Source organism: Pseudomonas macauensis (assembly GCF_047902425.1).
GTDB lineage: Bacteria > Pseudomonadota > Gammaproteobacteria > Pseudomonadales > Pseudomonadaceae > Pseudomonas.
On sequence record NZ_CP138377.1, the window covers coordinates 382,318 to 406,024 of the forward strand.

Here is a 23,707-nt window from a genome sequence, read left to right on the forward strand (position 1 = left end):
TACGCGGTAGCAATCGGTGTACCTTTGCCCCGCAATCCGTCTTCACGAGTTCCGCGAATGGCCCCACGCATCAAGACCCGCGAGCGCATCGCCCAGGCCAGCCTGGAGCTGTTCAACGCCCAGGGCGAGCGCAGCGTCACCACCAACCACATCGCCGCCCACCTGGGCATTTCGCCGGGCAACCTGTACTACCACTACCGCAACAAGCAGGCGATCATCGCCGAGCTGTTCGCCGAGTACGAAGGCTATGTGGACCAGTTCCTGCGCGTGCCGGACGACCGCGCGCTGATGGTGGAAGACAAGATCTACTACCTCGAATCGCTGCTGGAGGCGATGTGGCGCTACCGCTTCCTGCACCGCGACCTCGAGCACCTGCTCGACGCCGACCCGGAACTGGCCGCCAACTACCGCAGCTTCGCCCGCCGCGCGCTGGTCAACGCCAAGGCCGTGTATCGCGGCTTCGTCGATGCCGGCATCCTGCTGATGGATGACACCCAGCTCGAATCGCTGACCCTCAATGCCTGGATCATCCTCACCTCCTGGGTGCGCTTCCTCTGCACCACCCGCGAGGTGACCGGTGACCTCAGCGAAGCCCTGCTGCGCCGGGGGCTCTACCAGGTGCTGGCGCTGGAAAGCGGGCATATCGCCCCGGATGCGCGCGAGGCGGTGGCAGCGGTGTTCGATCGGTTGTACGTGCCGCTGGACGACTGATTTTTTCGCGGGGCTCTCGTCGCGCGCTATCCCTCTCAAGCATCCACCTTGCGCGGCCCCGGCACCCGTGGCCGGCGCAGGGCGATGCCGTGGCGCAGGAAGAACTCCTCCACGCCCTCGGTGGCGTCCGTGTAGAGCGTGCGCTGCGGATGGTCAGCGATGAAACGCGCCATCAGCAGGCGTCCCACACCGCATGACTGGAATCCCGGTAGCACGGCGATTTCCGCCAGCCAGGTGGTCTGTGCCGTTTCGCTCTCGGCCCGCAGCAGGCCGGTGACCTGTTCGCCGTCCTGGACCAGCAGGGTGTAGCTGGAGAATTCGTAGAGCTCGCGTATTTCCTGTGTCGTGCCGGGCGAACCCCAGCCCACCGCGCGATAGAGCGCGGCGATCCCGGCGCACTGCGCATCGCTTAGTGCCGGGTTGTGCAGAATCGTCAGCGCTGTGTCGGTCATGGCGTCACTCCTGTCCGGCCTTCCCTTCCTGGGTACGCCTCCAGTCTGCCTCATCGCGGCCACGACCGGCTGATCCAGGGCAGTCAGGCTCCGTGCCGCTGCCGCAGCCATTGCGGGATGCGGCGTTCCAGATAGTAGTCCGGCCGCCCTGGCGAGCCGCCGATGAAGCCGACATGGCCGCCGTGGGCCAGCAGCTCCAGCTCGGTGGAGGCCGAGAGCTCGCCGGCCTGCGGAATGCTCTGCGCGTGGATGAAGGGATCGTCGCTGGACTGGATGACCAGGGTCGGCACGCGGATGCCGCCCAGGTAATAGCGGCTGGACGCCCGTCGATAGTAGTCGTGGACATCGGCGAACCCGTGCAGCGGCGCGGTCACCCGGTCGTCGAAATCCCAGAAGGTACGCATGCCGTCCAGCGGGCCGAGGCGCTCCAGCGCGGCGAGTTTCTCCGCATGGCCGCCGGCGGCGAAGGCCTGGCGCTTGGTCTGCACATAGGCAACCAGCTCGCGCATGAAGTGCGCCTGATAGACCCTGGAGAACCCGATGCCGATGCGGTCGGCGCACTGATCCAGGCGGAACGGCACCGACACCGCCACCGCGCCCTTCAGCGGGCAGCTGTCCGAGGATTCGCCCAGGTGCTTGAGCAGCACGTTGCCACCCAGCGAATAGCCCACCGCATACAGCGGCGCCATGGGCCGTTTGGCGCGGACGTGGGCGATCACCGAGGCAAGGTCCTCGCTGACGCCGGAGTGGTAGCCGCGCGGCAGCAGGTTCGATTCCCCCGAACAGCCCCGCCAGTTCAGCGCCACGCTGGCCCAACCCTGCGCTGCCAGTTGCTGCTGCAGGCCGAGGATGTAGTGCGAGGACGAGGAGCCGGTCAGCCCATGCAGTGCCAGCACCAGCGGCGTATCGGCTTCATGCGGGCCGTGCCAGTCCAGGTCGATGAAGTCACCATCCTCCAGCCACAGTCGCTCGCGGGTGCGGGCAAGGCTCGGCAACTGGCGCAGGAGGGAGCCGTAGAGCGTCTGCAGGTGCGGGCCGGGGAGCCACCAGGCGGGTTTGAACGGGGAGGGTATAGTCATCATGGATCAAATGGGCTGACGAGCTGTGATAGTAACGCCAAGTCGGCCGTGCAATGGATGCCTTGTGCATCCGCCGTCAGGGAAACCCACGCAAAGGAGGGGATGGGATGTGGAAGCAAATCGCGGCGTTGAGCCTGGTATTGTGGCTGGCCGCGTGTGGCGAGCCGGTGCCGCAGGAGCACCGGTCATACGTCGGCTTATGGACTTCACCGGAGATGAGCCTGCTGGTTACAGCGGACGGCCGTGTTGCCTACAAGCGGATTTCGGGTAGTACTTCAAAGTCCATCGAGGCGCCGATCAAGCGCTACGAGGCCGACGGATTCACCGTGGGGTTCGGCCCGTTCGATACGCACTTCAAGGTCTCCAAACCACCCTACCAGGACGGCAGCCAATGGAAGATGGTGGTTGACGGCGTGGAGCTGGTGCGCACCAGCACCGTCGATGCCGGGAGGTCGATCTGAGCCGGCCTACCAACCGAACTCGTCGGCCAGGTCTTCCGCGCGGCTGGTGTCGCCCAGCAGCTGCGCCAGTTCGCCGATCAGCTCGCGGCGGTAGATCGGGTTGACGCTGTAATCCTCCGCGAAGATGTCCTCGCCGGCTCCGCGCCAGACCCGGGCGAAGGCGGCGAGGCAGGCAGTCATTTGCCACAGATCGTCGAACATCGGCGCGGGGGCCCAGGGGCCGCCATGCTGGTCGAAGAGGATTCGGCCGGTGGAGCACTCGAGAATGAAGGGATCGGCACCCTGGTCTGCCACCACGATCCAGTCCTCGCTCCACCCCGCCAGCCGCTCGCCGGTCAGACCGTGCCAGCGATAGCCGGCCTGCTGTTTCCACAGCTTCGCCAGCGAGGGAAGGAAGAATGGATTGCCGGCGGTATCCAGGTTGCAGTCGCACGGGCCGACTTCACGGTAGAAGCGCTCCAGTTCATCAGGTAGGGCGATGTCACCCGCCCAGTCGCTGGCGGGCTGTTCGAAGCAGCGTTCCTCCAGAGCCAGCAGTTGTTCGCGGATCGAGAGTGGGGAGGTGGTCATCGTTCAGCTTTCCATTTTCCGCAACGGTTCAGTCCCTGTTCAGGACTCCTCGCGCTGCCACAACGCGTAGTTCACCGCCCCGGCCTTCTTCTCCCGGTGCAGCCGCCAGTTGGCCGGCAGGCCGAGGCTGGACGGCGCGGCTTCGCTTTCGGTGTAGACCCAGGCGTCCTTGGCCAGCCAGCCACGTTCTTCCAGCAGACGGCAGGCGTTCTGCAGCAGGTTCTGGTGGAAGGGCGGGTCGAGGAATACCAGGTCGAACGGGGCTGGCGGCTGACCCTCCAGGTAGCGCAGGGCGTCGGTCAGCAGGACCTGGCCGCTGGTGCACTGGAGGGTGCCGAGGTGGCCGCGCAGGGCGGTTGCCGCTTCGGCGTTGGTGTCCAGCGCCAGGCCCGCGCTGGCGCCGCGGGACAGGGCTTCGAGGAACAGCGCGCCGCTGCCGGCGAAGGGGTCCAGCACGCGGGCGCCGGGGACGTAGGCGGCCAGCCAGTTGAACAGGGTCTCGCGCACGCGGTCCGGGGTCGGGCGCAGGCCCGGGCCGTCGGGGAAGGCGAAACGCCGGCTGCGCCACTCGCCGCCGATGATGCGCAGCTGGCCCTGGCCGCCGTGGGGACGTTGTGCGGCGCGCGGGGCGCCGCCGGGTCGTTTGCTCATCAGTGCTCCGGTACGCCGGCGGGTTGCGCGGCGGGCTTTTCGGTGGGCGGCGGCAGCGGCTTCTGCGGCACGGTCGGGCCGGTGGTGACGATGACGAAGGCGTTCGGGTCGAGGTGGCGGCGCATGGCCTGCTGTACCTGCTCGACGCTCAGTGCCTGCACCTGGCTGAGGAAGGTTTCCAGGTAGTCCAGCGGCAGGTTGTAGAAGCCGATGGCGCCCAGTTGGCCGACGATGTCGGCGTTGCTCGCGGTGGACAGCGGGAAGCTGCCGGCCAGTTCGCGCTTGGCGTCGTCCAGTTCCTTCTGCGTCGGGCCCTTGTCGAGGTAGTCGCGGACGATGTCCTGGACCAGCTTGAGGGTGCCTTCGCTCATTTCGGCGCGGGTCTGCAGGCCGATGGTGAAGGGCCCACGCGACTGCATGCCGGTGAATCCGGAGTAGACGCCGTAGGTCAGGCCACGCTTCTCGCGCACCTGGTCCATCAGCCGGGAGCCGAAGCCGCCTCCGCCAAGGATCTGGTTGCCCAGGTAAAGCGCGGCGTAGTCCGGGTCGTCACGGGTGATGCCCAGCTGCGCCAGCATCAGTTGGGTCTGCTTGGACGGGAACTCGATATGGGTGACGCCGGCCTTCGGCGTCTGCGGCTCGGCCGGGGCCGGCAGGGCAGGGCCCTTGGGCAGCGACTGGGAGACGCGGTTGGCGATGCTCTCGGCCTGCTCGCGGGTCAGGTCGCCGACCAGTGCGATGACCACGTTGCCGGCGGCGTAGCCCTTCTGGTGGAAGGCACGCAGCTGGGCGGTGGTGATCTTCGGGATCGACTTCTCGTTGCCGTCGCTGGAGTGGGCGTAAGGGTGATCGCCATACAGCCGCCTGAACAGCTCGAGACCCGCCAGCTTGCCGGGGTTCTGCTTCTGGTACTCGAGGCCCGCCAGCACCTGGTTCTTGATGCGCACCAGGGCGTCCTCGGGGAAGGTCGGCTGGCCGATCACCTGGTCGAACAGCGCCAGCGCGGCGTCGCGCTTGGCCGGCTCGCTCAGGCTGCGCAGGCTGGCCACCGCCATGTCGCGGTAGGAGCCGTTGCCGAAGTTGGCGCCCAGGTCGTCGAAGCCGGCGGCGATGGCACTGGTGTCCTTGCCGGGCACACCTTCGTTGAGCATGGCGTTGGTCAGCATGGCCAGGCCGTAGGTGTCGCCATCCTGGCTGCTGCCGGCGGCGAAGGTCAGGCGCAGGTCGAACATCGGCAGCTCATGGGCTTCGACGAAGAGCACGTGGGCGCCTTCGGCGGTTTGCCACTGCTGGATGTTCAGCTTGCGGTGGCTGGGGGCCTTGCCGGCGGCTTCGGCGAGGGATTGCAGGCCGGTGGGGGCACTCGCCTCGGGCGCCGGCTTGGCGACCTCGGTATTGGCGGCGGGGCGGGAAACGAAGAGTACCAGTCCGGCGATCAGCAGGATGACGATCAGCCCGACCAGGCCGTAGCGCAGGCCATTGCGTTCACTCATGGCTCGGCTCCTTGTCGGTGGCGACTTCCGGCAGGACCTGGGCGAGGGTCAGGCGGGAGCGGGTGAAATAGGTGCGGGCGGCTTTCTGGATGTCCTCGGCGGTGACCGCCTGCAGGGACTCCAGGTCCTGGTCGGCCAGCTTCCAGGACAGGCCGACGCTTTCCAGCTCGCCGATGGTGCTGGCCTGGCTGGCGATGGAGTCGCGCTCGTAGACCAGCCCGGCGATCACCTGGGCGCGCACGCGCTCCAGTTCTTCCTTGCTCGGCGGGGTTTTCTTCAGCTCTTCCAGTTGCTGCCAGAGGGCGGCCTCGACCTGATCGAGGGTCTTGCCGGTCTGCACGTTGGGCGTTGCGGAGAGGAAGAACAGGCTGTCGCCACGGGCGAAGGCGTCGTAGGAGGCGGAGGCGCCGGTGACGATTTCCTCGCCACGCTCCAGGCGCGAAGCCAGGCGGGCGCTGTAGCCGCCGTCGAGGATCGCCGAGAGCAGGCGCAGGGCGTTGACCTCGCGCGGATTGTCGGTGCTGCCCAGGCTCGGCACGTTGAAGCCCATGATCAGGCTCGGCAGCTGGGTGCGCACGTGCAGCGTCAGGCGGCGCTCGCCGGGTTCGGCCAGCTCCAGCGGCTTGCGCGCGGCAGGCAGGTCGCGCTTGGGAATTTCGCCGAAGTACTTTTGCGCGAGGGCTTTCACCTCGTCGCCGCTGACGTCGCCGACCACCACCAGGGTGGCGTTGTTCGGTGCGTACCAGGCCTGGTACCAGTGGCGCAGGTCGTCGATGGTCATGCGCTGCAGGTCAGCCATCCAGCCGATGGTCGGCGTGCGGTAGCCGCTGGCAGGGTAGGCGGCGGCCTTGAAGCGCTCGAAGGCCAGCGAGTTGGGCTTGTCGTCGGTGCGCAGGCGACGCTCCTCCTTGATCACCTCGATTTCGCTGTTGAACTGGTCGGCCGGCAGGGCGAGGTGGGCCATGCGGTCGGCTTCCAGCTCCAGCGCCACCGGCAGGCGGTCGCGGGCCAGCACCTGGTAATAGGCGGTGTAGTCGTCGGTGGTGAAGGCGTTCTCATCTGCGCCGAGTTCGCGTAGCACCAGCGAGGCTTCGCCGGGGCCGAGCTTGCGGCTGCCCTTGAACATCATGTGTTCCAGGGCATGGGACAGGCCGGTGAGGCCGGGCGTCTCGTAGCTGGAGCCGACCTTGTACCAGAGCTGGGAAACCACCACGGGTGCGCGGTGGTCTTCGCGGACCACGACCTTCAGGCCGTTGTCCAGGGTGTATTCGTGGGTGGGCTGTGGGTCTGCGGCAACCGCCATCAGCGGCAGCAACAGGGAACCGAGCAGCAGGCCGGCGTGGCGGCGTGCAGGGGTTTTCATCGTCGAATGAACCTTTCGGGCTATCCGCAGGGTCTATGCAGGCTGGCGGCCAGCCTCTTAACCCCGGCGGGCGAGGAGATGCTAGGATACCCATCCGTTTTCCGGGCGGCCACGTTCAGGGCTTCTCAAAGCTGTTTCGAGGCTTTTTTGCTGCCTGCCTCCGTGGCGTCCCCTAGAGATTCGATCCCTACATGTTTGGTTCCAACGACGACAAGAAGGCCCCGCCCGCCGGGGAAAAGAAAGGACTGTTCAGCTGGTGGCGCAAGAAGCCGCAGGCCGAGGAACAACCCGCCGCCGAAGTCGCGCCGCAGGTTGAACAGCCTGTTGCCGCCGAACCGGTTCCCGCACCCGAGCAGGCGCCTGCCGCCCAGGCCGAGCCGGTAGCCCCGCGCGCCGAGCCGACGCCTGAGCCGACCCCCGAACCGATAGTCGACGTGGTGCCGGCCAGCGTGCCGGTCGAGCCGCCGGTGCAGCCGGAGCCGCAGCCCGCTCCGCAGCCGGTCGTTGCCGAGGCGCCGCAGCCGGCCGTCCAGCCGGTCGAGCCTGCGCCCGTTGCCGCGCCCGCCCAGCCCGAGCCCGTGGCCGTGGTTGAAGCTCCCGCCGTGATCGCACAGCCGGAGCCCGAGCCCGAGCCCGCCCCGCAGCCGGAACCCGAACCGCAAGCCAAGCCTGCCGCGGCCGAACCGGCCAAGCTCGGCTTCTTCGCCCGCCTCAAGCAGGGCCTGTCGAAGACCAGCGCCAGCATCGGCGAGGGCATGGCCAGCCTGTTCCTGGGCAAGAAGGCCATCGACGACGACCTGCTGGACGAACTGGAAACCCGCCTGCTGACCGCCGACGTCGGCGTCGAGGCCACCACCGCCATCGTGCAGAACCTGACCAAGCGCGTGGCGCGCAAGGAACTGGCCGACAGCGAAGCGCTGTACAAGGCCCTGCAGGAAGAACTGACCGGCCTGCTGCGCCCCGTGGAACAGCCGCTGGCCATCGAGTCCGGCAAGCAGCCCTACGTGATCCTGGTCGTCGGCGTGAACGGCGTCGGCAAGACCACCACCATCGGCAAGCTGGCCAAGAAGCTGCAGCTGGAAGGCAAGAAGGTCATGCTGGCCGCCGGCGATACCTTCCGTGCCGCTGCCGTCGAGCAACTGCAGGTGTGGGGCGAGCGCAACAACATCGCGGTGATCGCCCAGCACACCGGCGCCGATTCCGCCTCGGTGATCTTCGACGCCGTGCAGGCCGCCAAGGCCCGTGGCATTGACGTGCTGATCGCCGATACCGCCGGTCGCCTGCACACCAAGGACAACCTGATGGAAGAGCTGAAGAAGGTGCGCCGCGTGATCGGCAAGCTGGACGAGACGGCTCCCCACGAAGTCCTGCTGGTGCTCGACGCCGGCACCGGGCAGAACGCCATCAACCAGGCCAAGCAGTTCAACAATGCAGTGGAACTCACGGGCCTCGCCCTGACCAAACTGGACGGCACCGCCAAGGGCGGGGTGATCTTCGCCCTGGCCAAGCAGTTCGGCCTGCCGATCCGCTACATCGGCGTCGGCGAGGGGATCGACGATCTTCGAACCTTCGAGGCCGACGCCTTCGTCCGCGCACTCTTCGAGACCCGGGAGATCGCATGATCCGTTTCGAGCAGGTTGGCAAACGCTATCCCAACGGCCATGTTGGCCTGCACGAGATTTCGTTCCGCGTGCCCCGCGGCGAGATCATGTTCGTCACCGGCCACTCCGGCGCGGGCAAGAGCACCCTGCTGCGCCTGATCCTGGCGATGGAGCGGCCCACCTCCGGCAAGCTGCTGCTCGGCGGGCAGGACGTGTCGCGCATCTCCACCGCGCAGATTCCGTTCCTGCGCCGGCAGATCGGCGTGGTGTTCCAGAACCACCAACTGCTCAACGACCGCAGCGTGTTCGACAACGTCGCCCTGCCGATGCAGATCCTTGGCCTGCCCAAGCCGGAGATCGCCCGCCGCGTGGAAGAGGCGCTGGAACGGGTGAACCTCAAGGAGAAGGCCCAGGACCTGCCGTCCGACCTCTCCACCGGCCAGCAGCAGCGTGTCGGCATCGCCCGCGCGGTGGTGCACCGCCCGGCCCTGCTGCTCGCCGACGAGCCGACCGGCAACCTCGACCCGCGCCTGGCCTCGGAAATCATGGCCGTATTCGAAGACATCAATCGCCTGGGCACCACCGTGCTGATCGCCAGCCACGACCTGGCGCTGATCGCGCGGATGCGTCACCGGATGATCACCCTGCAGCGCGGCCGCATCATCGCCGACCGCGAGGAGACCGCCTGATGAGCGCCAACGACCTGCCCCACGGCCCGGAAGAGGGCACGCCGCAGCGCAACACCCGCGAGCGCCCGGACGAGCACGAAAACCAGGACCAGAGCGCCTCGCTGGCCGCCTATGTGGAAAACCACCGCGCCAGCCTGGCCGACAGCCTGCACCGTCTGTTCAGCCATCCCTTCGGCAGTTTCTTCACCTGCCTGGTGATGGGCATTACCCTCAGCCTGCCCATGGGCCTGTCGCTGCTGCTGGGCAACGTCGAGCGCCTGGGCGGCTCCTGGCAGCGCGCCGCGCAGATTTCCCTGTTCCTCGACCTGAAGGCCACTGACAGCCAGGGCCAGGACCTGCGCGAACAGATCGAGAAAATGCCCGACGTGATCGAGGCGCAACTGATCAGCCGCGACGATGCGCTGAAAGAGCTGCAGGAACAGTCCGGCCTGGGGGAAGCTCTGAAGGAGCTACCCGACAACCCGCTGCCGGCGGTGATTTCGGTGACTCCCAAGCAGATCGACAAGGCCCAGCTGGATGCCTTGCGTCAACGCCTGTCCGAACTGCCGGGCGTACAACAGGCGCAGCTGGACCTGGTCTGGGTCGAGCGCCTGTCGGCGATCCTCAAGCTGGGCGACCGCTTCGTCTTCGGCCTGACGATCCTGCTGGTGCTGACCCTGCTCCTGGTCATCGGCAACACCATCCGCCTGCACATTGAAAACCGCCGTAACGAAATCGAGGTGATCAAGCTGGTCGGCGGGACGGACGGTTACGTGCGCCGCCCCTTCCTCTATATGGGCGCCTTGTACGGCCTGGGCGCGGGCATCCTGTCCTGGGCGCTGCTGGCCTTCGGCCTGAACTGGCTGAACGACGCGGTGGTCAACCTGGCCGGGCTCTACGGCAGCGACTTCGGCCTGGCCGGGGTGCCGGTGGACGATGGCCTGTCGCTCACCGTCGGCGCCGTGCTGCTGGGCTGGATCGGCGCCTGGCTGGCCGTGGCGCGGCACCTGCGCGAGCTGGCGCCCCGCTGAAACCCCCTGATTTTGCTGGGGTTAAGTGGGTGTAAAGGAACTTTTACACCCGCTTGCAGTCAGATTTCGCAGTGCTACACTGCGCGAGTTTCGTGAATCGGAGGATTCGCATGACCACTTCTCTGCAACCTGTTTATGCCCTGGTTCCCGGTGCAAACCTGGAATCCTATGTGCACTCGGTGAACAGCATTCCGCTGTTGTCGCCGGAGCAGGAGCGCGAACTGGCCGAACGCCTCTTCTATCAGCAAGATCTGGAAGCGGCACGGCAAATGGTTCTGGCGCACCTGCGCTTCGTCGTGCACATCGCCCGGAGTTATTCCGGGTACGGCCTGGCTCAGGCCGATCTGATCCAGGAAGGCAACGTCGGCCTGATGAAGGCCGTGAAGCGCTTCAACCCGGAAATGGGTGTGCGCCTGGTGTCGTTCGCCGTCCATTGGATCAAGGCGGAAATCCATGAGTTCATCCTGCGTAACTGGCGGATCGTGAAAGTCGCGACCACCAAGGCGCAGCGCAAGCTGTTCTTCAACCTGCGCAGCCAGAAGAAGCGTCTGGCCTGGCTGAGCAACGACGAAGTGAACAGCGTCGCCGAAAGCCTGGGCGTCGAAGCCCGCGAAGTCCGCGAGATGGAAAGCCGTCTCACCGGGCAGGACATGGCCTTCGACCCGGCGGCCGATGCCGACGACGAAAGTGCCTACCAGTCTCCGGCGCATTACCTGGAAGACCATCGCTACGACCCGGCGCGCCAGCTGGAGGAAGCGGACTGGAGCGATAGCTCCACCGCCAGCCTGCACGAGGCGCTGGAAGGCCTGGACGAACGCAGTCGCGACATCCTCTACCAGCGCTGGCTGGCCGAGGAGAAGGCGACGCTGCACGACCTGGCGGCCAAGTACAACGTGTCCGCCGAGCGCATCCGGCAGTTGGAAAAGAACGCGATGAACAAACTCAAGGGTCGCATCGAAGCCTGACGGGTTTCGGCGCGCCCCGGCGAGTCCGAGAACCGCACCCCTGGTGCGGTTTTTTTCTGCCCGCGCAACCGGAGAACTCCATGCCGCGCATTCGCCCCGCCTACGGGATGTTCTTCCTGGTCATCGCCGTGCTGGCCTTCGCCCTGGGCTCGTGGGTCGCGCGCACCTCGGCGCCACCCAAGCCGCCGCATTGGTTCGGTGAGTGGAAGGAGAAGGTTTTCGCGCCGCTGGCCGATGGTCGCCTGACCCTGGGCGAGGTCCAGGCGCTGCTGCCGGGTGAGCTCTGGCTGACCGCCAGCCAGGACGGGCCGCAACTGAACTATCGCGGCCAGTTGCATGCCGACGAAGGGCTCTGGCACGTCGAGGCGGAGTTGCAGCTGAGCCCTGGCGAACATGACAGCCTGGCCAAGGCCACCGGCATGCAACCCGACAGCAAGGACCAGCCGTTAAGCACCGAGCTGATGCGTCAGCTGGAAAGCAAGCCGGTGGCGGAACTGGCGCTGGCGCCGCAGGAAGAACTGGCCGTCGGACGCCTGGCGGTCAGTCTGGGCGATCCCAAACTGCGCCTGCAGACCGATGCCGGCGAAGCCTGGGTCTACCCCGAACGGGGTCTGACCTTGCTGCACAAGGATGGCCTGCTGCAATGGCTGCGTGTGGTGCCGCGCAGCACCTTCGAGAAGACCCGGCCGCATTGAGTCGCTGGACAAGACCGTCCGGCGCTGGAAGGGTTTACAGTCGGCCGAGGTAGTCGTCACCGCCCAGTTGCCACATCTGCTGGCGAATCCAGGCGGCGCGCTGGCGCACGTAGGCGCCGGGTTGGCTGGCGCTCCATTTGCGCGGGTTGGGGAGCACGGCGGCCAGCAGGCTCGCCTGCTGGCGTGACAGCCGCTGGGCGTCGACGCCGAAGTGATGGCGCGCGGCGGCCTGGGCGCCGAACACCCCGGAGTCCCACTCCACGCTGTTCAGGTAAACCTCGAGAATCCGCTGCTTGGGCCAGAAGGTCTCGATCAGCAGGGTGAACCAGGCCTCGAAACCCTTGCGAATCCAACTGCGTCCGGACCAGAGGAAGACGTTCTTCGCCACCTGCTGGCTGATGGTGCTGGCACCCCGCACGCTGCCGCCATGCCCGTTATGGGCCAGTGCCTGCTGGATCGCCGGCAGGTCGAAGCCATGGTGGTCGGCGAATTTCTGGTCCTCGCCGGCAATTACCGCGATCTTCAGGTCTTCCGGCAGTTCGTCCCAGGAGCGCCAACTGCGCTGCAGGTCGATCGGTTCGCCGTCGAACCAGGACTCGATCTTGCGTTCCACCATCAGCATGCTGCCCGGTGGCGGCACCCAGCGCAGGACGATGACCAGCGCCACGCTGATGGCGACGAACCAGAGCGCAATCTTGAGCAGGCGGCGGAGCAGCTTGGGCATTTAGGGTCTATTACCGTTTTGGCTTTGCCGGGACGGATGAGCGGGCCATTATAGCGGCACTCATCTGCCTGGAGCTTTCGCATGCTGCGCATCTTCCTCATGCTTGCCGCCTTTTTTGGCTTCACCGGCGTGGCCCTTGGTGCTTTTGCCGCCCACGGCCTGAAAAGTCGCCTGACGCCGGAGTACCTGGCGGTGTTCCAGACCGGCGTTCACTACCAGATGCTGCACGCCCTGGCCCTGCTGGGCGTGGCGCTGCTCTCGGTGCAGGTCGGCGGCGCGCTGGTGAAATGGGCTGGCTGGGCCTTCGTCGCCGGTATCCTGCTGTTTTCCGGCAGCCTTTACCTGCTGACCCTGGCGGGCTTGAGTGTGGGTATCGTCACGCCGATCGGCGGCCTGTTCTTCCTCATCGGCTGGGCGCTGCTGCTGGCCGCGGCCGCGCGCCTGGGCTGACCCGGACGTCAGAAAAATGGAGCTGCGACGCCCGATGCCTTGGTCATCGGGCGCGATCGGGCTAGAATGCCGACCCCCTCCAGCAATGACCGTCCCGCCCATGCGTATTTTGTTGAACGGCGAATCTTTCGAGCTGCCCGACGGCCAGACCGTCGCCAACCTGCTCGAGCGTCTCGACCTCACCGGCAAGCGTGTCGCGGTCGAGCTCAATCTGGACATCGTGCCGCGCAGCCAGCACGCCGCCACCGCCCTGAGCGAAGGCGACCAGGTGGAAGTGGTGCATGCCATCGGCGGCGGCTAGAGTCCGCCGCCACATCTTTCAGGCCCCGCAAAGCTTTCCCAATTCCTGAGGAGTGATCCGATGAGCCAAGCTTCCTCCACCCTGCCGGTCGACAAGCCCTTCACCCTGGCTGGCCGCACCTACAATTCGCGCCTGCTGGTCGGCACCGGCAAGTACAAGGACCTCGAAGAGACCCGCGTGGCCATCGAGGCCTCGGGTGCCGAGATCGTCACCGTCGCCGTGCGTCGCACCAATATCGGCCAGAACCCAGGCGAGCCCAACCTGCTGGATGTGATCCCGCCGGATCGCTACACCATCCTGCCGAACACCGCCGGCTGCTACGACGCCGTCGAGGCCGTGCGCACCTGCCGCCTGGCTCGCGAGCTGCTCGATGGCCACAATCTGGTCAAGCTGGAAGTCCTGGCCGACCAGAAGACCCTCTTCCCCAACGTCGTCGAGACCCTCAAGGCCGCCGAAGTGCTGGTCAAGGACGGCTTCGACGTCATGGTGTACACCAGCGACGACCCGATCATCGCCCGCCAGCTGGCCGAGATCGGCTGCATCGCGGTGATGCCGCTGGCCGGCCTGATCGGCTCGGGCCTGGGTATCTGCAACCCGTACAACCTGCGCATCATCCTCGAGGAAGCCACCGTCCCGGTGCTGGTGGATGCGGGCGTGGGCACCGCCTCCGACGCCACCATCGCCATGGAGCTGGGCTGCGAGGCCGTGCTGATGAACACCGCCATCGCCCACGCGCAGAACCCGGTGATGATGGCCGAGGCCATGAAGCACGCCATCGTCGCTGGCCGCTTGGCCTACCTGGCCGGCCGCATGCCGCGCAAGCTGTATGCGAGCGCGTCGTCGCCGATGACCGGCCTCATCAACTAAGTATTTCCACCCCAGCACGCGGGCCGGTTTGCCTCTGGTAACCGGCCCGCGTGTGCATTTACCCGCAAGGTTCGAGTCATGAGTGACATTCCCGAGAATCAGCCCGAAAACCAGCCCGACGGCGATAACCGGCCGATGCGCACCATCAAGAGCTTCGTGATGCGCGCCGGGCGCATGACCGAGGGTCAGCAGCGTGGCCTCGAGCAGGGCTGGCCGAAGTACGGTCTGGAGCTGGCCGACGGCCTGCGGGACTTCGACCAGGTGTTCGGGCGCCAGGCGCTGCGCACCTTCGAGATCGGTTTCGGCATGGGCCACGCCACCCTGGAAATGGCCGCCGCCGCGCCGGACCAGGACTTCATCGGCGTGGAAGTGCACCGTCCGGGCGTGGGCGCATTGCTCAACGGCATGCTCACGCAGGACCTGACCAACATCCGCGTCTACAGCTGCGACGCACTGGAAGTGCTGCGCGATTGCGTGGCCGATGCCAGTCTCGACCGCGTGCTGCTGTTCTTCCCCGATCCGTGGCACAAGTCGCGTCACCACAAGCGCCGTATCGTCCAGCCGGCCTGGGCGGAACTGGTGCGGCAGAAGCTGAAGGTGGGTGGCGTGCTGCACATGGCCACCGACTGGGAAAACTATGCCGAGCACATGCTGGAAGTGATGAATGCCGCACCCGGCTACCGCAACCTTTCGGCGGATAATACCTATGTACCGCGCCCGGACGAGCGGCCGGTGACCAAGTTCGAGCGCCGCGGCGAACGCCTCGGGCATGGCGTCTGGGACCTCAAGTTCGAGCGCGTCGACTGAACCACCCGAAGGCCTGCCATGCAGGCCTTTTTCATGGATGAACATCGACTAGACCGGGACCACCCGGCGGCCGGGAAGGCCACCCTCACCTCCTGACAGAAGCGGCGCCCGCCGCGGACGAAAATAAGAGTGGCGGACAGGAGTCCGTCGCAAAGGAGTCTGCTGTGTTGAAGAAACTTGCTGTACTGCTGGTGGCGGGGGTGTGGGCCCTGCCGACGCAGGCGAAAGTCGATGCTGCCGAGGCGGCGCGACTGGGCCGCGACCTGACGCCGATGGGGGCGGAGAAGGCCGGCAACGCCAGCGGCACCATCCCGGCCTGGACGGGTGGCATCACCGCGCCGCCGGCGGGTTACCAGCCCGGCACCCACCATATCGATCCCTATGCCGGCGACGCCGTGCAGTACAAGGTCGACAGCAAGAATCTGGCGCAGTACCAGGCGCTGCTCACCCCGGGCACCCAGGCGCTGCTGCAGGAGAACCCGGATTACTACCTGCGCGTTTTCCCTAGCCGCCGCAGCGCATCCTTGCCCCAGCGCATTTATGACGCCACCCGCTTCAACGCCGAGAACGCCGAGCTGATCGCCGACGGCAATGGTGTGCAGGGCGCCGCCGCCGGTGTGCCGTTCCCGATCCCGAAGAGCGGCCTGGAAGCGATCTGGAACCACATCATGCGTTACCGTGGCGAGCAGATTCACATGGTCACCAACCAGGCCGCCGTGCTCGCCAACGGCAGCTACAACCTGCTCAAGCTCGACCGTTATGTGTACTTCAACTACGGCCGCGAGGGCATGACTCCGCAGGACCTGAACAACACCCTGTTCTACTACAAGTACAACGTGGTCGCCCCGGCCAAGCTGGCCGGCTCCGCGCTGGTGGTGCAGGAGACCCTCGACCAGGTGCTGTCGATTCGCAAGGCCTGGCGCTTCAACCGTGGCGAGCGCCGCGTGCGCCGTCTGCCGAGCCTGGCCTACGACAGCCTGCAGCCGGACACCAATGGCCTGGCTACCGCCGACACCGTGGACGTCTACAACGGTGCGCCGGACCACTACGAGTGGCAGCTGCTGGGCAAGCGCGAGATGCTGGTGCCCTACAACAGCTACGCGGTGCACCAGAAGGGCATTCCCTACGCCGACATCCTGCGCACCAAGACCCTCAACCCCGAGCTGTTGCGCTACGAGCCACACCGGGTCTGGGTGGTCGAGGCGACCCTGCGCAAGGGGATGAGCCATCCGTTTGCCAAGCGCCGCTTCTACCTGGATGAAGACAGCTGGCAGATCCTTGCCACGGATATCTACAACCAGGACGGCAAGCTGATCCGCGCCCAGGAAGTGCACCCGATCAACTACTACGACGTGCCCACGGTGCTCAGCACCCTGGAGGCGCTGTATGACCTGGATGGCGCGCGCTACTTCGTCGACGGCCTGGACAACAACGAGCCGATGTACGACTTCAACGCTCCGCTGGGGCCGCGCGACTTCACCCCGCAGGCGCTGCGCCGCGAGGGTAACTGAGTCCAGCAGAGGCCGCCGCAAGGCGGCCTTTGTCTATCCGAGCGACGTGGGTGGGCAAACCTGTAGGATCGAGGGGGACGCCCAGTCCTTGCTCGCGAACCGCCTCAACGTCGGTACTGCCGGATGGCACATTCGCGAGCAAGCTCGCTCCTACAAAGAGCATTCAGCGCGCGTTACTCGATCAATTCGGCGCCAAGAACCGTGGTCTCCGGCATGCGCATCGGCGACGGGCTGATCTGCAGGTACTTGATGCTGGTGCGCGGAATGATCAGCAGGTCGCCATCCACTTCGATGCTGATGGCTGGCGATTCCATCTGCTTGCGGATGCCGCGGGCCACTTCGGCGGGGTCGTCGCTCTGTTGCGGGAAGCGCAGCGCCAGGCGCTGGCCGTCGGTGAAGTGCAGGTAGAGGTGCTTGATCGGTTTCATGTGTCCTCCGGCGGTGGGGCCAACCGCCGGAGGCACGCAGGTCAGCTGCGGTCGGCGATCATGCCAATCACGAAGAACACTAGCAGCAGGATCGGCGCCAGGGTGTAGTTGTTGAAGTAACCCAGCCCCTTGGCCAGCCACGGGGTGACGAAGACCATCGCCAGGCCGTAGCCCACGGCGCAGATCAGCACGAACAGCAGGGTGCGGAAGACGAAGTTCAGGCTGCCGATGCGTTGCTGTATCCAGGCATTGATGGCCGGGCCGAACAGCACCAGCACGGTGGCCATGATCGCCAGGGCGATATCGGACAAATGGCCACGGCACCAGCGGGAGACGTTGGCAATCAGGTCGAGCGCGAAGTCCATTGGGGCTCCTTGGGATCGAGAGTCGCCGGGGAGTGTACACGGCGGGCAACGATGACGTCGCCCGGCCGCTTCTCAAGGCAGGAAACGCTGCAGCAGGTCGTTGAGGAATAGCTGACCGCGTTCGGTCGGGGCCAGGCGCTGCGGGTCGTCGACCAGCAGGCCGTCCTTGCGTGCCTGCCGGCAGGCTTCGTCGATGGCGGCCAATGGCAGGCCGGTGCGCTCGGTGAAGGTCGCCGCGGAGACGCCGTCGGTCAGGCGCAGCGCGTTCATCATGAACTCGAAGGGCAGGTCGTCCGCTTCCAGGTCACGTTCGCCGGCCTGGAAGGGCTTCTCCGGGTTCAGGTAGTCCTTCGGCAGGCGGGTCTTCCAGGTGCGCAGGATGCGCCCCTCCGGCGTGCTCAGCTTGGCATGGGCGCCGGCGCCGATGCCGAGGAAGTCGCCGAAGGTCCAGTAGTTCAGGTTGTGCCGCGCGCGCTTGCCGTCACGGGCGTAGGCGGAGGTTTCGTACTGCAGGTAGCCCGCCTGCGCGAGCAGGGCCTGGCCGGCTTCCTGGATTTCCCACAGCTGGTCGTCCTCAGGCAACTCCGGCGGCTGGCTCCAGAACACCGTGTTCGGTTCCATTGTCAGCTGGTACCAGGACAGGTGCGTCGGTGCCAGGGCGATGGCTTGCTGCAGGTCGCTCAGCGCATCGGCGACGCTCTGCTCCGGCAGGCCGTGCATCAGGTCCAGGTTGAAGTTGTCGAAGCCAGCGCGGCGGGCCATTTCGGCGGCGCGCACGGCTTCCTCGCCGTCATGGATGCGGCCCAATGCCTTGAGCTTTTCGGCCTGGAAGCTCTGCACGCCGATGGACAGGCGGTTGATGCCCAGCTTGCGGTAATCGGCGAACTTGGCCTGCTCGAAGGTGCCGGGGTTGGCTTCCAGGGTGATTTCGATATCGCTCTCGAAACCGACCTGCTTTTCCAGGCCTTCGAGGATGCGCCCCAATGCGCTGGCGGAGAACAGGCTCGGCGTGCCGCCTCCGAAGAAGATCGAGGTCAGCTTGCGGCCGTGCACGTGCGCGCCGTCAGCGGCCAGGTCGGCCAGCAGCGCTTCGACGTAGGCGTCTTCCGGCAGTTCGGGGCCGGCGGCGTGGGAGTTGAAGTCGCAGTAGGGGCATTTGCGCACGCACCAGGGGATGTGCACGTACGCGGACAGCGGCGGCAGGCGGAAGCCGGAAACCACCGGCCCGGCGTCGAGCCCGTGGCTTCCTGCCTGGCTCATAGACCCAGCCGCTGCTTCAGCAGGGCCATCGCGCGGGCGCGGTGGCTGAGCTGGTTCTTCTGCTCTGGCGGCAGTTCGGCGCTGGAGCATTCGGTTTCTGGCACCCAGAACAGCGGGTCGTAGCCGAAGCCGTGCTCGCCGCGGGCTTCGCGCAGGATGCTGCCGTGCCAGAGGCCTTCGCAGAGTATCGGCAGCGGGTCGTCGGCGTGGCGGACCAGGGCCAGCACGCTGACGAACTGGGCGCCGCGCTCCTCGTCCGGCACGTCCTTGAGGGCGTCCAGCAGCTTGGCGTTGTTCGCCGCGTCCCCCTTGCCGTCGGCATAGCGGGCGGAATAGATGCCCGGCGCGCCGCCGAGGTAGTCCACCGCCAGGCCCGAGTCGTCGGCCAGTGCCGGCAGGCCGGAGATGCGTGCGGCGTTGCGGGCCTTGAGGATGGCGTTCTCGACGAAGGAAAGACCGGTTTCTTCCGGTTCCACATCACTGAACTCGCCGATCGAGCGCACCTTCACGTGGGCGCCGAGCATGGCCTGGAGTTCCTTGAGTTTGCCGGCGTTGTGACTGGCCAGCACCAGTTGTTCGAGCTTGATCATTCGTCGGGGAAGATTTCCTGCATGAAGTCGAAGCTCTGCGGAGCTCCGCCTCCGGACTGGACCTGGATGGTGAAGGTCAGGGTCTCGCGGCCTTCGATGGGGAACTGCGCCAGGTTGTAGACGGCGCCTTCCTCGACCACGCGCTTGAAGGTCAGGGGGATTTCCTGGCCCATCAGGTTCTTGGCACTGCCGGCGACCGTGGTGTTGGCCGGCTTGCCGTTGGTGTCCAGCGGCACGATGTTGACCACGCCCTGGGTCTTGCTGCGCACCACGCCCACGGCCTGAGCGACCTTGGGCTGGAGGAAGCTGGAGTTGAACACGCTGTAGTGGACCTGGAGGTCACCCAGGCGTTTGACCTGCTCGGCGACGGCGGGCAGGGCCAAGACCAGGCAGGCGATGAAGGTAAGCAGGCGGCGCATGATAGTTCTCCTGGGGGCGATCAGATGGCGATGCGATGGTCCTGCACGCCAGGGCCACTGACCCGGTAGATACCGATCTCACCCAACAGATTAGGCCAGATTCGCGAGGCCCAGCCATGCTGGTGCTCGCGGTCCACCGCCAGATGGTCGAGAACCTTCACCTGCAACTGCCGGCACAGGGCCTCGAAGTCGCGGAAGGTGCAGAAGTGAATGTTCGGCGTGTTGTACCAAGTGTACGGAAGGAAGTCCGACACCGGCATGCGACCGTTGCGCGCGAGGTACCAGCGGCAGCGCCAGTGGCCGAAGTTGGGGAAGGTGATGATGCAGGTCTTGCCCACCCGCAGCATTTCCGCCAGCACCTTGTCCGGGTAGCGCAGGGCTTGCAGGGACTGGGTCATCACGACCACGTCGAAGCTGTTGCTACCGAAGTTGTCCAGGCCCTTGTCCAGGTCCTGTTCGATGACATTGACGCCACGCTCGATGCATTTGGCGATCTTTTCGGCGTCAATTTCCAGCCCATAGCCGCTGACCTGCTTGTGGTCACGCAGCCAGGCGAGCAATTCGCCATCGCCGCAGCCCAGGTCGAGTACCCGGCTGCCGGCGGGGATCCAGTCTTGGATGATGTCCAGGTCGGCGCGCATGGCGTTCCTTCTTATACGCTGATGCGGTTCATGTAACCGCTGAAGGCTTGCAGATAGCGGGGAATCGGCATCAGGAAGGCGTCGTGGCCTTGCGGTGCGTCGATTTCCAGGTAGCTGACGTTCTTCTTCGCCGCCAGCAGGGCGTCGACGATTTCCCGCGAGCGCGCCGGGGAGAAGCGCCAGTCGGTGGTGAAGGACATCAGGCAGAAGTCCGCTTTCACTCCGGCCAGGGTTCGCGCCAGGTCGTCGCCATGGGCGGCGGCGGGGTCGAAGTAGTCCAGCGCCTTGGTCATCAGCAGGTAGGTGTTGGCGTCGAAGCGGGTGGAAAATTCCTCGCCCTGGTAGCGCAGGTAGCTTTCCACCTGGAACTCGACGCTGTGCAGATCGTAGTTGAGCTTCTCCGACTTCATGTCGCGGCCGAACTTGGCGCCCATGGCGTCATCGGAGAGGTAGGTGATGTGCCCGACCATTCGCGCCAAGCTCAGGCCGCGGCGGGGGATCGCGTCATGCTCCTGGAAATGGCCGCCGAAGAACTCGGGGTCCGAGAGGATCGCCTGGCGTGCCACTTCGTTGAAGGCGATGTTCTGCGCCGACAGCTTGGGCGCGCTGGCGATGCACAAGCAGTGACGCACGCGCTCGGGGTAGCTGATGGTCCATTGCAGGGCCTGCATGCCGCCCAGGCTGCCACCGATCACCGCCGCCCACTGGGCGATGCCCAGGCGGTCGGCCAGGCGCGCCTGGCTGTGTACCCAGTCTTCCACGGTGACCACCGGGAAGTCGGCGCCATAGACCTTGCCGGTGGCCGGATTGAGGCTGGTCGGCCCGGTGGAGCCGTTGCAGCCGCCCAGGTTGTTCAGCGCGACGACGAAGAACTTGCGGGTGTCGATGGGCTTGCCGGGGCCGATGCAGCTGTCCCACCAGCCGGGCTTGCGGTCTTCGCTGCTGTGGTAGCCGGCGGCGTGGTGGTGGCCGGAGAGCGCGTGACAGATCAGCACGGCGTTGCTCGCCGTGGCGTTCAGCTCGCCGTAGGTCTCGATCACCAGCTGGTATTCGGGCAGCGTCTTGCCGCAGGCCAGGGGCAGCGGCTCATTGAACTGCAACGTCTGGGGGGAGACCAGACCGACGGAATCTTCGGGGAAGACTGTTGGCATCGACCCAGCTCATGAATAAAAAAGGAGAGCCAGTCTAAAGAGCGCCGCCCCTAGCGGCAAGCGCTGGGGCGGGGTTCAGGCGCGCTGCGAGCCGGGTAGTGTGACGACCTTGGCTTGGCGGTGCAGCGGCGAGGGGCGACGCAGTTGGCGGAGGATGTCGGAGGCCTCGGCGAGCTGCTTTTCCAGCTCGTCGGTATAGCGCCCCAGCAGCAGCGAGCGCTGCCGTGCCTGCTGGGTTTCCTGGGCCAGCGCCTTGAGCCGCAGCATGTGGGTTTCCAGCAACTGCTTGTGCTCCAGGCTGTACTGCATCAGTGGCATCAGCGCATCGGTGGCCCACTGCTCGGCCTCCTCGCGCAGGCGCAGGTGCAGGCCGATGACTTCCTGGGCCACGGTGGCGAAGAAGCGTCGGGTGAGGGTGCGCTGCTCGGTGAGCAGGGTTTTCAGGTGCAGGCGGAAGCGGTCGGCCTTGTCCTGCAGCTTGGCCAGCTCGCGCAGGTAACGCTCGACGCTGAACTGCGGGGCGTCCAGGGCGTTGAGCGGGTTTTCCTGGTTATGCCGCTGGTAGATGGCCGCGACCATGCGGTTGGCCGTCTCCGCCTCATGGTGCAGGCCGACCAGGTCCCCCTGCACGGTGTGGAAGAACTGCAGGATCGCCTGGTTGATGCCCACGGTGGTCCAGCTTCCGCGCAGCTTCTGGTGGACCCGCTTCAGATGCAGTTCCAGGCGCTCGGGGTGCAGCGCCTCGCGCAGTTGCTCGCCCTGGTGGCGCAGCAGGCGCTGGTTGGTCTTCAGGTTGAGCAGGCGCTTGTGGTGCTGGCTGTGGTCTTCCTTGGTCCTGGCGGTCAGCTCGAACAGCAACTGACCGCTGTCGTGCTGCTGGCTGTCGAGCAGCGCATGCTGCTCCTTCACCTTCTCCAGGCGCACGCGCAGGGTGTGCTGGGTGTTGTGCGCCAGGGACAACACCTGGCCGACCACGGCGCTTTCGAGCAGGCGCTCCTTCTGCGTGACGATGCGCTCGCAGAGCAGGTCCTCCAGGCTTTCCAACTGGCTGCGGGCCAGCAGCTCGCGGTCGCCGCGCACCTTGGCCAGCAGTGCCTGCTTGGCCGAGAGCGGCAGCACGTCGTTGCGGGCGATGCCCAGCTGGCGTGCGGTGGCCTCCTGGATCTGGCGAATAGCGCCCTGCACGAAGCTTTCGCCGGCCAGGTCGTCCCACAGCACGTCGATCTTGTTCAGCACCGCGTAGAGCGTGGTGTGGCTGTCCTCGCTCAGCTGGCGGATATGGTTCTCCCAGATCGCCATGTCGGAAGCGGTGACGCCGGTGTCGGCGGCCAGCAGGAACAGGATCGACTGGGCGGCGGGCAGCATCGAGAGGGTGAGTTCGGGCTCGCTGCCCAGCGCGTTCAGGCCCGGGGTGTCGAGGATGCGCAGCCCCTGGCGCAGCAGTGGGTGGTCGAAGTTGACCAGCGCGTGGCGCCAGGCCGGCACCAGCACCATGCCGGGCTTGTCGGTTGTTTCCAGCAGGTCCGGGTGGAAGCCCAGCTGGATGGCCTGCTCCACCGGCAGCGGTTTGGTCTTGGCTACCTGGGCGAAGGCTTCGGCCATGTTTGCCGGGTCCGAGGTGTCCAGCGGAATGTTCACCCAGTGCCGGGGAATGCGCTTGAACTGCGCGACGCTGGCGTCGGCCACGCGGGTCTCGATCGGCAGCAGGCGGATATAGGGACGCTCCGAGCGCGGGTCGAAGAACAGCTCGGTGGGGCACATGGTGGTGCGCCCGGCGTGGGACGGCAGCATGCGCCGGCCGTAGCCGGCGAAGAACAGGCTGTTGATCAGCTCGGTCTTGCCGCGCGAATACTCGCCGACGAAGGCCAGGGTGATGTGGTCGACGCGCAACAGGCGCAGGGTGCGTTCGAGGCGGCTCTCGATGTCCGGCGTGTTCAGCCGGCAACGCTCCAGCAGGCTGCGATAACGGGTGATCTCCCGGACCAGCTCCCGCTTCCAGGTAACGTAGGCATCGATCTGCTGACTGAGACGCTCCATGCTCATTCAGGCGGTTCCTTAGGCTGGCGCGTCCTGCGCGGGGATGAATACCCCGGATTATGCGATGGCGCGCAGTAGCGTCAATTGGCCTTCATCACAATACCGCGCGTAAGGTCGGCCAAGGCTACCGAGCGGTAATCCCCAGCTCTTCCGGGAGCTTCGACGGCTTGGGAATGCGCACGCGCTTCTGCCGGTTCAGCTCGCCGCTTTCCAGTTTCACCTGGCTCTTGGGCACGCCGAAGGCCTTGCCGAGGAACGCCAGCAGATGGGCGTTGGCCTTGCCTTCCACGGGCGGTGCGGTGAGGCGGATTTTCAGGCGCTCACCGTGCAACCCGGCGAACTCGTCACGGCTCGCCTTGGGTTGCAGGTGGCAGTCGAGGATCAGGTCCTCGCCGTCCCAGTGGTAGAACGGCATG

28 protein-coding genes are annotated in these 23,707 nt (G+C 66.2%); 12 read left to right on the forward strand and 16 right to left on the reverse strand.

Annotation, left to right across the window (positions count from 1 at the left end):
• The first annotated feature begins 57 nt into the window (after positions 1-57).
• A complete protein-coding gene (locus SD196_RS01745) occupies positions 58-711 on the forward strand; it encodes a TetR/AcrR family transcriptional regulator (RefSeq protein WP_331315601.1) in 654 nt (217 codons plus the stop codon).
• Between the two features lie 35 nt (positions 712-746).
• Here the strand turns inward: SD196_RS01745 and SD196_RS01750 are convergent, their stop codons facing one another.
• Together SD196_RS01750 and SD196_RS01755 are read right to left on the reverse strand one after the other, a co-directional pair.
• Entirely contained in the window at positions 747-1,163 is a 417-nt protein-coding gene (locus tag SD196_RS01750; RefSeq protein ID WP_331315603.1) for a GNAT family N-acetyltransferase, read from the reverse strand.
• An 83-nt stretch (positions 1,164-1,246) separates the two neighbouring features.
• On the reverse strand, positions 1,247-2,242 hold the full coding sequence (locus tag SD196_RS01755) for a hydrolase (RefSeq protein ID WP_275609770.1): 996 nt from the start codon (positions 2,240-2,242) through the stop codon (positions 1,247-1,249).
• A gap of 107 nt (positions 2,243-2,349) precedes the next feature.
• On the opposite strand from SD196_RS01755, the gene SD196_RS01760 reads away from it, so the two are divergent.
• Complete coding sequence (locus tag SD196_RS01760; RefSeq protein WP_331315607.1) at positions 2,350-2,703, forward strand: hypothetical protein; 354 nt, start codon at positions 2,350-2,352, stop codon at positions 2,701-2,703.
• A gap of 6 nt (positions 2,704-2,709) precedes the next feature.
• Here the strand turns inward: SD196_RS01760 and SD196_RS01765 are convergent, their stop codons facing one another.
• From SD196_RS01765 to SD196_RS01780, 4 genes are read right to left on the reverse strand one after another with little or no spacing between them, the layout of a single operon-like run.
• On the reverse strand, positions 2,710-3,273 hold the full coding sequence (locus tag SD196_RS01765) for a hypothetical protein (protein WP_416311009.1): 564 nt from the start codon (positions 3,271-3,273) through the stop codon (positions 2,710-2,712).
• Positions 3,274-3,312: 39 nt separating this feature from the next.
• Positions 3,313-3,924, reverse strand: coding sequence for a 16S rRNA (guanine(966)-N(2))-methyltransferase RsmD (gene rsmD, locus SD196_RS01770; protein WP_343578250.1), 612 nt, complete (start codon positions 3,922-3,924; stop codon positions 3,313-3,315).
• Entirely contained in the window at positions 3,924-5,417 is a 1,494-nt protein-coding gene (locus SD196_RS01775; RefSeq protein WP_343578251.1) for a pitrilysin family protein, read from the reverse strand. The genes rsmD and SD196_RS01775 overlap by 1 nt, the downstream gene beginning before the upstream one ends.
• The gene (locus SD196_RS01780) at positions 5,410-6,780 is read right to left on the reverse strand and encodes a M16 family metallopeptidase (RefSeq protein ID WP_275609775.1); all 1,371 of its coding nucleotides are present in this window, start codon (positions 6,778-6,780) and stop codon (positions 5,410-5,412) included. The genes SD196_RS01775 and SD196_RS01780 overlap by 8 nt, the downstream gene beginning before the upstream one ends.
• Positions 6,781-6,971: 191 nt before the next feature.
• Here SD196_RS01780 and ftsY point away from each other — a divergent pair, with 191 nt between their 5' ends.
• The 5 genes from ftsY (at position 6,972) to SD196_RS01805 (ending at position 11,740) form a co-directional block, all read left to right on the forward strand.
• The gene (gene ftsY / locus SD196_RS01785) at positions 6,972-8,402 is read left to right on the forward strand and encodes a signal recognition particle-docking protein FtsY (RefSeq protein ID WP_343578252.1); all 1,431 of its coding nucleotides are present in this window, start codon (positions 6,972-6,974) and stop codon (positions 8,400-8,402) included.
• Entirely contained in the window at positions 8,399-9,070 is a 672-nt protein-coding gene (ftsE, locus tag SD196_RS01790) for a cell division ATP-binding protein FtsE (RefSeq protein ID WP_275609777.1), read from the forward strand. The genes ftsY and ftsE overlap by 4 nt, the downstream gene beginning before the upstream one ends.
• Complete coding sequence (ftsX, locus tag SD196_RS01795; RefSeq protein WP_275609778.1) at positions 9,070-10,080, forward strand: permease-like cell division protein FtsX; 1,011 nt, start codon at positions 9,070-9,072, stop codon at positions 10,078-10,080. Before ftsE ends, ftsX begins: the two co-directional genes overlap by 1 nt.
• Positions 10,081-10,190: 110 nt before the next feature.
• A complete protein-coding gene (gene rpoH / locus SD196_RS01800) occupies positions 10,191-11,045 on the forward strand; it encodes an RNA polymerase sigma factor RpoH (protein WP_207887093.1) in 855 nt (284 codons plus the stop codon).
• An 80-nt stretch (positions 11,046-11,125) separates the two neighbouring features.
• The gene (locus SD196_RS01805) at positions 11,126-11,740 is read left to right on the forward strand and encodes a hypothetical protein (RefSeq protein ID WP_275609779.1); all 615 of its coding nucleotides are present in this window, start codon (positions 11,126-11,128) and stop codon (positions 11,738-11,740) included.
• Positions 11,741-11,774: 34 nt separating this feature from the next.
• On the opposite strand, the gene mtgA is transcribed toward SD196_RS01805, so the two are convergent.
• The gene (gene mtgA / locus SD196_RS01810) at positions 11,775-12,464 is read right to left on the reverse strand and encodes a monofunctional biosynthetic peptidoglycan transglycosylase (RefSeq protein WP_343578253.1); all 690 of its coding nucleotides are present in this window, start codon (positions 12,462-12,464) and stop codon (positions 11,775-11,777) included.
• Positions 12,465-12,545: 81 nt separating this feature from the next.
• Here mtgA and SD196_RS01815 point away from each other — a divergent pair, with 81 nt between their 5' ends.
• From SD196_RS01815 to SD196_RS01835, 5 genes are all read left to right on the forward strand, one after another.
• Positions 12,546-12,914, forward strand: a complete 369-nt coding sequence (locus tag SD196_RS01815; protein WP_343578254.1) for a DUF423 domain-containing protein — start codon at positions 12,546-12,548, stop codon at positions 12,912-12,914.
• Between the two features lie 100 nt (positions 12,915-13,014).
• On the forward strand, positions 13,015-13,215 hold the full coding sequence (gene thiS / locus SD196_RS01820) for a sulfur carrier protein ThiS (RefSeq protein ID WP_275609782.1): 201 nt from the start codon (positions 13,015-13,017) through the stop codon (positions 13,213-13,215).
• 60 nt (positions 13,216-13,275) lie between these two features.
• Positions 13,276-14,082, forward strand: a complete 807-nt coding sequence (locus tag SD196_RS01825) for a thiazole synthase (RefSeq protein WP_152219462.1) — start codon at positions 13,276-13,278, stop codon at positions 14,080-14,082.
• Between the two features lie 135 nt (positions 14,083-14,217).
• Positions 14,218-14,889 (forward strand): tRNA (guanosine(46)-N7)-methyltransferase TrmB, encoded by a 672-nt coding sequence (trmB, locus tag SD196_RS01830; RefSeq protein ID WP_416311708.1) that lies wholly within the window; start codon positions 14,218-14,220, stop codon positions 14,887-14,889.
• 164 nt (positions 14,890-15,053) lie between these two features.
• Entirely contained in the window at positions 15,054-16,400 is a 1,347-nt protein-coding gene (locus SD196_RS01835) for a DUF1329 domain-containing protein (protein ID WP_416311010.1), read from the forward strand.
• A 173-nt stretch (positions 16,401-16,573) separates the two neighbouring features.
• On the opposite strand, the gene SD196_RS01840 is transcribed toward SD196_RS01835, so the two are convergent.
• From SD196_RS01840 to SD196_RS01880, 9 genes are all read right to left on the reverse strand, one after another.
• Positions 16,574-16,828, reverse strand: a complete 255-nt coding sequence (locus tag SD196_RS01840; protein ID WP_343578256.1) for a hypothetical protein — start codon at positions 16,826-16,828, stop codon at positions 16,574-16,576.
• 41 nt (positions 16,829-16,869) lie between these two features.
• Positions 16,870-17,193, reverse strand: a complete 324-nt coding sequence (locus tag SD196_RS01845; protein ID WP_207887084.1) for a DUF3392 domain-containing protein — start codon at positions 17,191-17,193, stop codon at positions 16,870-16,872.
• Positions 17,194-17,265: 72 nt separating this feature from the next.
• The gene (gene hemW / locus SD196_RS01850; protein ID WP_275609785.1) at positions 17,266-18,453 is read right to left on the reverse strand and encodes a radical SAM family heme chaperone HemW; all 1,188 of its coding nucleotides are present in this window, start codon (positions 18,451-18,453) and stop codon (positions 17,266-17,268) included.
• On the reverse strand, positions 18,450-19,043 hold the full coding sequence (rdgB, locus tag SD196_RS01855; protein WP_275609786.1) for an RdgB/HAM1 family non-canonical purine NTP pyrophosphatase: 594 nt from the start codon (positions 19,041-19,043) through the stop codon (positions 18,450-18,452). Before rdgB ends, hemW begins: the two co-directional genes overlap by 4 nt.
• Positions 19,040-19,462, reverse strand: coding sequence for a DUF4426 domain-containing protein (locus tag SD196_RS01860; protein ID WP_343578257.1), 423 nt, complete (start codon positions 19,460-19,462; stop codon positions 19,040-19,042). The genes rdgB and SD196_RS01860 overlap by 4 nt, the downstream gene beginning before the upstream one ends.
• Before the next feature lie 20 nt (positions 19,463-19,482).
• A complete protein-coding gene (gene metW / locus SD196_RS01865; RefSeq protein ID WP_331315636.1) occupies positions 19,483-20,103 on the reverse strand; it encodes a methionine biosynthesis protein MetW in 621 nt (206 codons plus the stop codon).
• Positions 20,104-20,114: 11 nt separating this feature from the next.
• Entirely contained in the window at positions 20,115-21,254 is a 1,140-nt protein-coding gene (gene metX / locus SD196_RS01870; protein WP_343578258.1) for a homoserine O-succinyltransferase MetX, read from the reverse strand.
• Between the two features lie 75 nt (positions 21,255-21,329).
• On the reverse strand, positions 21,330-23,297 hold the full coding sequence (locus tag SD196_RS01875; RefSeq protein WP_275609790.1) for a dynamin-like GTPase family protein: 1,968 nt from the start codon (positions 23,295-23,297) through the stop codon (positions 21,330-21,332).
• Positions 23,298-23,415: 118 nt separating this feature from the next.
• Positions 23,416-23,706: a DUF167 domain-containing protein gene (locus tag SD196_RS01880; RefSeq protein ID WP_275609791.1), complete on the reverse strand. Its 291-nt coding sequence runs from the start codon at positions 23,704-23,706 to the stop codon at positions 23,416-23,418.
• Position 23,707: the final 1 nt, after the last annotated feature.

What these genes read in the sequence shown, in the direction of transcription:
- SD196_RS01745 (WP_331315601.1), top strand. Translation starts at nt 58, where the DNA reads ATGGCCCCACGCATCAAGACCCGCGAGCGCATCGCCCAGGCCAGCCTG.
- SD196_RS01750 (WP_331315603.1), bottom strand. Translation starts at nt 1,163, where the DNA reads ATGACCGACACAGCGCTGACGATTCTGCACAACCCGGCACTAAGCGAT.
- SD196_RS01755 (WP_275609770.1), bottom strand. Translation starts at nt 2,242, where the DNA reads ATGACTATACCCTCCCCGTTCAAACCCGCCTGGTGGCTCCCCGGCCCG.
- SD196_RS01760 (WP_331315607.1), top strand. Translation starts at nt 2,350, where the DNA reads ATGTGGAAGCAAATCGCGGCGTTGAGCCTGGTATTGTGGCTGGCCGCG.
- SD196_RS01765 (WP_416311009.1), bottom strand. Translation starts at nt 3,273, where the DNA reads ATGACCACCTCCCCACTCTCGATCCGCGAACAACTGCTGGCTCTGGAG.
- rsmD (WP_343578250.1), bottom strand. Translation starts at nt 3,924, where the DNA reads ATGAGCAAACGACCCGGCGGCGCCCCGCGCGCCGCACAACGTCCCCAC.
- SD196_RS01775 (WP_343578251.1), bottom strand. Translation starts at nt 5,417, where the DNA reads ATGAGTGAACGCAATGGCCTGCGCTACGGCCTGGTCGGGCTGATCGTC.
- SD196_RS01780 (WP_275609775.1), bottom strand. Translation starts at nt 6,780, where the DNA reads ATGAAAACCCCTGCACGCCGCCACGCCGGCCTGCTGCTCGGTTCCCTG.
- ftsY (WP_343578252.1), top strand. Translation starts at nt 6,972, where the DNA reads ATGTTTGGTTCCAACGACGACAAGAAGGCCCCGCCCGCCGGGGAAAAG.
- ftsE (WP_275609777.1), top strand. Translation starts at nt 8,399, where the DNA reads ATGATCCGTTTCGAGCAGGTTGGCAAACGCTATCCCAACGGCCATGTT.
- ftsX (WP_275609778.1), top strand. Translation starts at nt 9,070, where the DNA reads ATGAGCGCCAACGACCTGCCCCACGGCCCGGAAGAGGGCACGCCGCAG.
- rpoH (WP_207887093.1), top strand. Translation starts at nt 10,191, where the DNA reads ATGACCACTTCTCTGCAACCTGTTTATGCCCTGGTTCCCGGTGCAAAC.
- SD196_RS01805 (WP_275609779.1), top strand. Translation starts at nt 11,126, where the DNA reads ATGCCGCGCATTCGCCCCGCCTACGGGATGTTCTTCCTGGTCATCGCC.
- mtgA (WP_343578253.1), bottom strand. Translation starts at nt 12,464, where the DNA reads ATGCCCAAGCTGCTCCGCCGCCTGCTCAAGATTGCGCTCTGGTTCGTC.
- SD196_RS01815 (WP_343578254.1), top strand. Translation starts at nt 12,546, where the DNA reads ATGCTGCGCATCTTCCTCATGCTTGCCGCCTTTTTTGGCTTCACCGGC.
- thiS (WP_275609782.1), top strand. Translation starts at nt 13,015, where the DNA reads ATGCGTATTTTGTTGAACGGCGAATCTTTCGAGCTGCCCGACGGCCAG.
- SD196_RS01825 (WP_152219462.1), top strand. Translation starts at nt 13,276, where the DNA reads ATGAGCCAAGCTTCCTCCACCCTGCCGGTCGACAAGCCCTTCACCCTG.
- trmB (WP_416311708.1), top strand. Translation starts at nt 14,218, where the DNA reads ATGCGCACCATCAAGAGCTTCGTGATGCGCGCCGGGCGCATGACCGAG.
- SD196_RS01840 (WP_343578256.1), bottom strand. Translation starts at nt 16,828, where the DNA reads ATGAAACCGATCAAGCACCTCTACCTGCACTTCACCGACGGCCAGCGC.
- SD196_RS01845 (WP_207887084.1), bottom strand. Translation starts at nt 17,193, where the DNA reads ATGGACTTCGCGCTCGACCTGATTGCCAACGTCTCCCGCTGGTGCCGT.
- hemW (WP_275609785.1), bottom strand. Translation starts at nt 18,453, where the DNA reads ATGAGCCAGGCAGGAAGCCACGGGCTCGACGCCGGGCCGGTGGTTTCC.
- rdgB (WP_275609786.1), bottom strand. Translation starts at nt 19,043, where the DNA reads ATGATCAAGCTCGAACAACTGGTGCTGGCCAGTCACAACGCCGGCAAA.
- SD196_RS01860 (WP_343578257.1), bottom strand. Translation starts at nt 19,462, where the DNA reads ATGCGCCGCCTGCTTACCTTCATCGCCTGCCTGGTCTTGGCCCTGCCC.
- metW (WP_331315636.1), bottom strand. Translation starts at nt 20,103, where the DNA reads ATGCGCGCCGACCTGGACATCATCCAAGACTGGATCCCCGCCGGCAGC.
- metX (WP_343578258.1), bottom strand. Translation starts at nt 21,254, where the DNA reads ATGCCAACAGTCTTCCCCGAAGATTCCGTCGGTCTGGTCTCCCCCCAG.
- SD196_RS01875 (WP_275609790.1), bottom strand. Translation starts at nt 23,297, where the DNA reads ATGAGCATGGAGCGTCTCAGTCAGCAGATCGATGCCTACGTTACCTGG.
- SD196_RS01880 (WP_275609791.1), bottom strand. Translation starts at nt 23,706, where the DNA reads ATGCCGTTCTACCACTGGGACGGCGAGGACCTGATCCTCGACTGCCAC.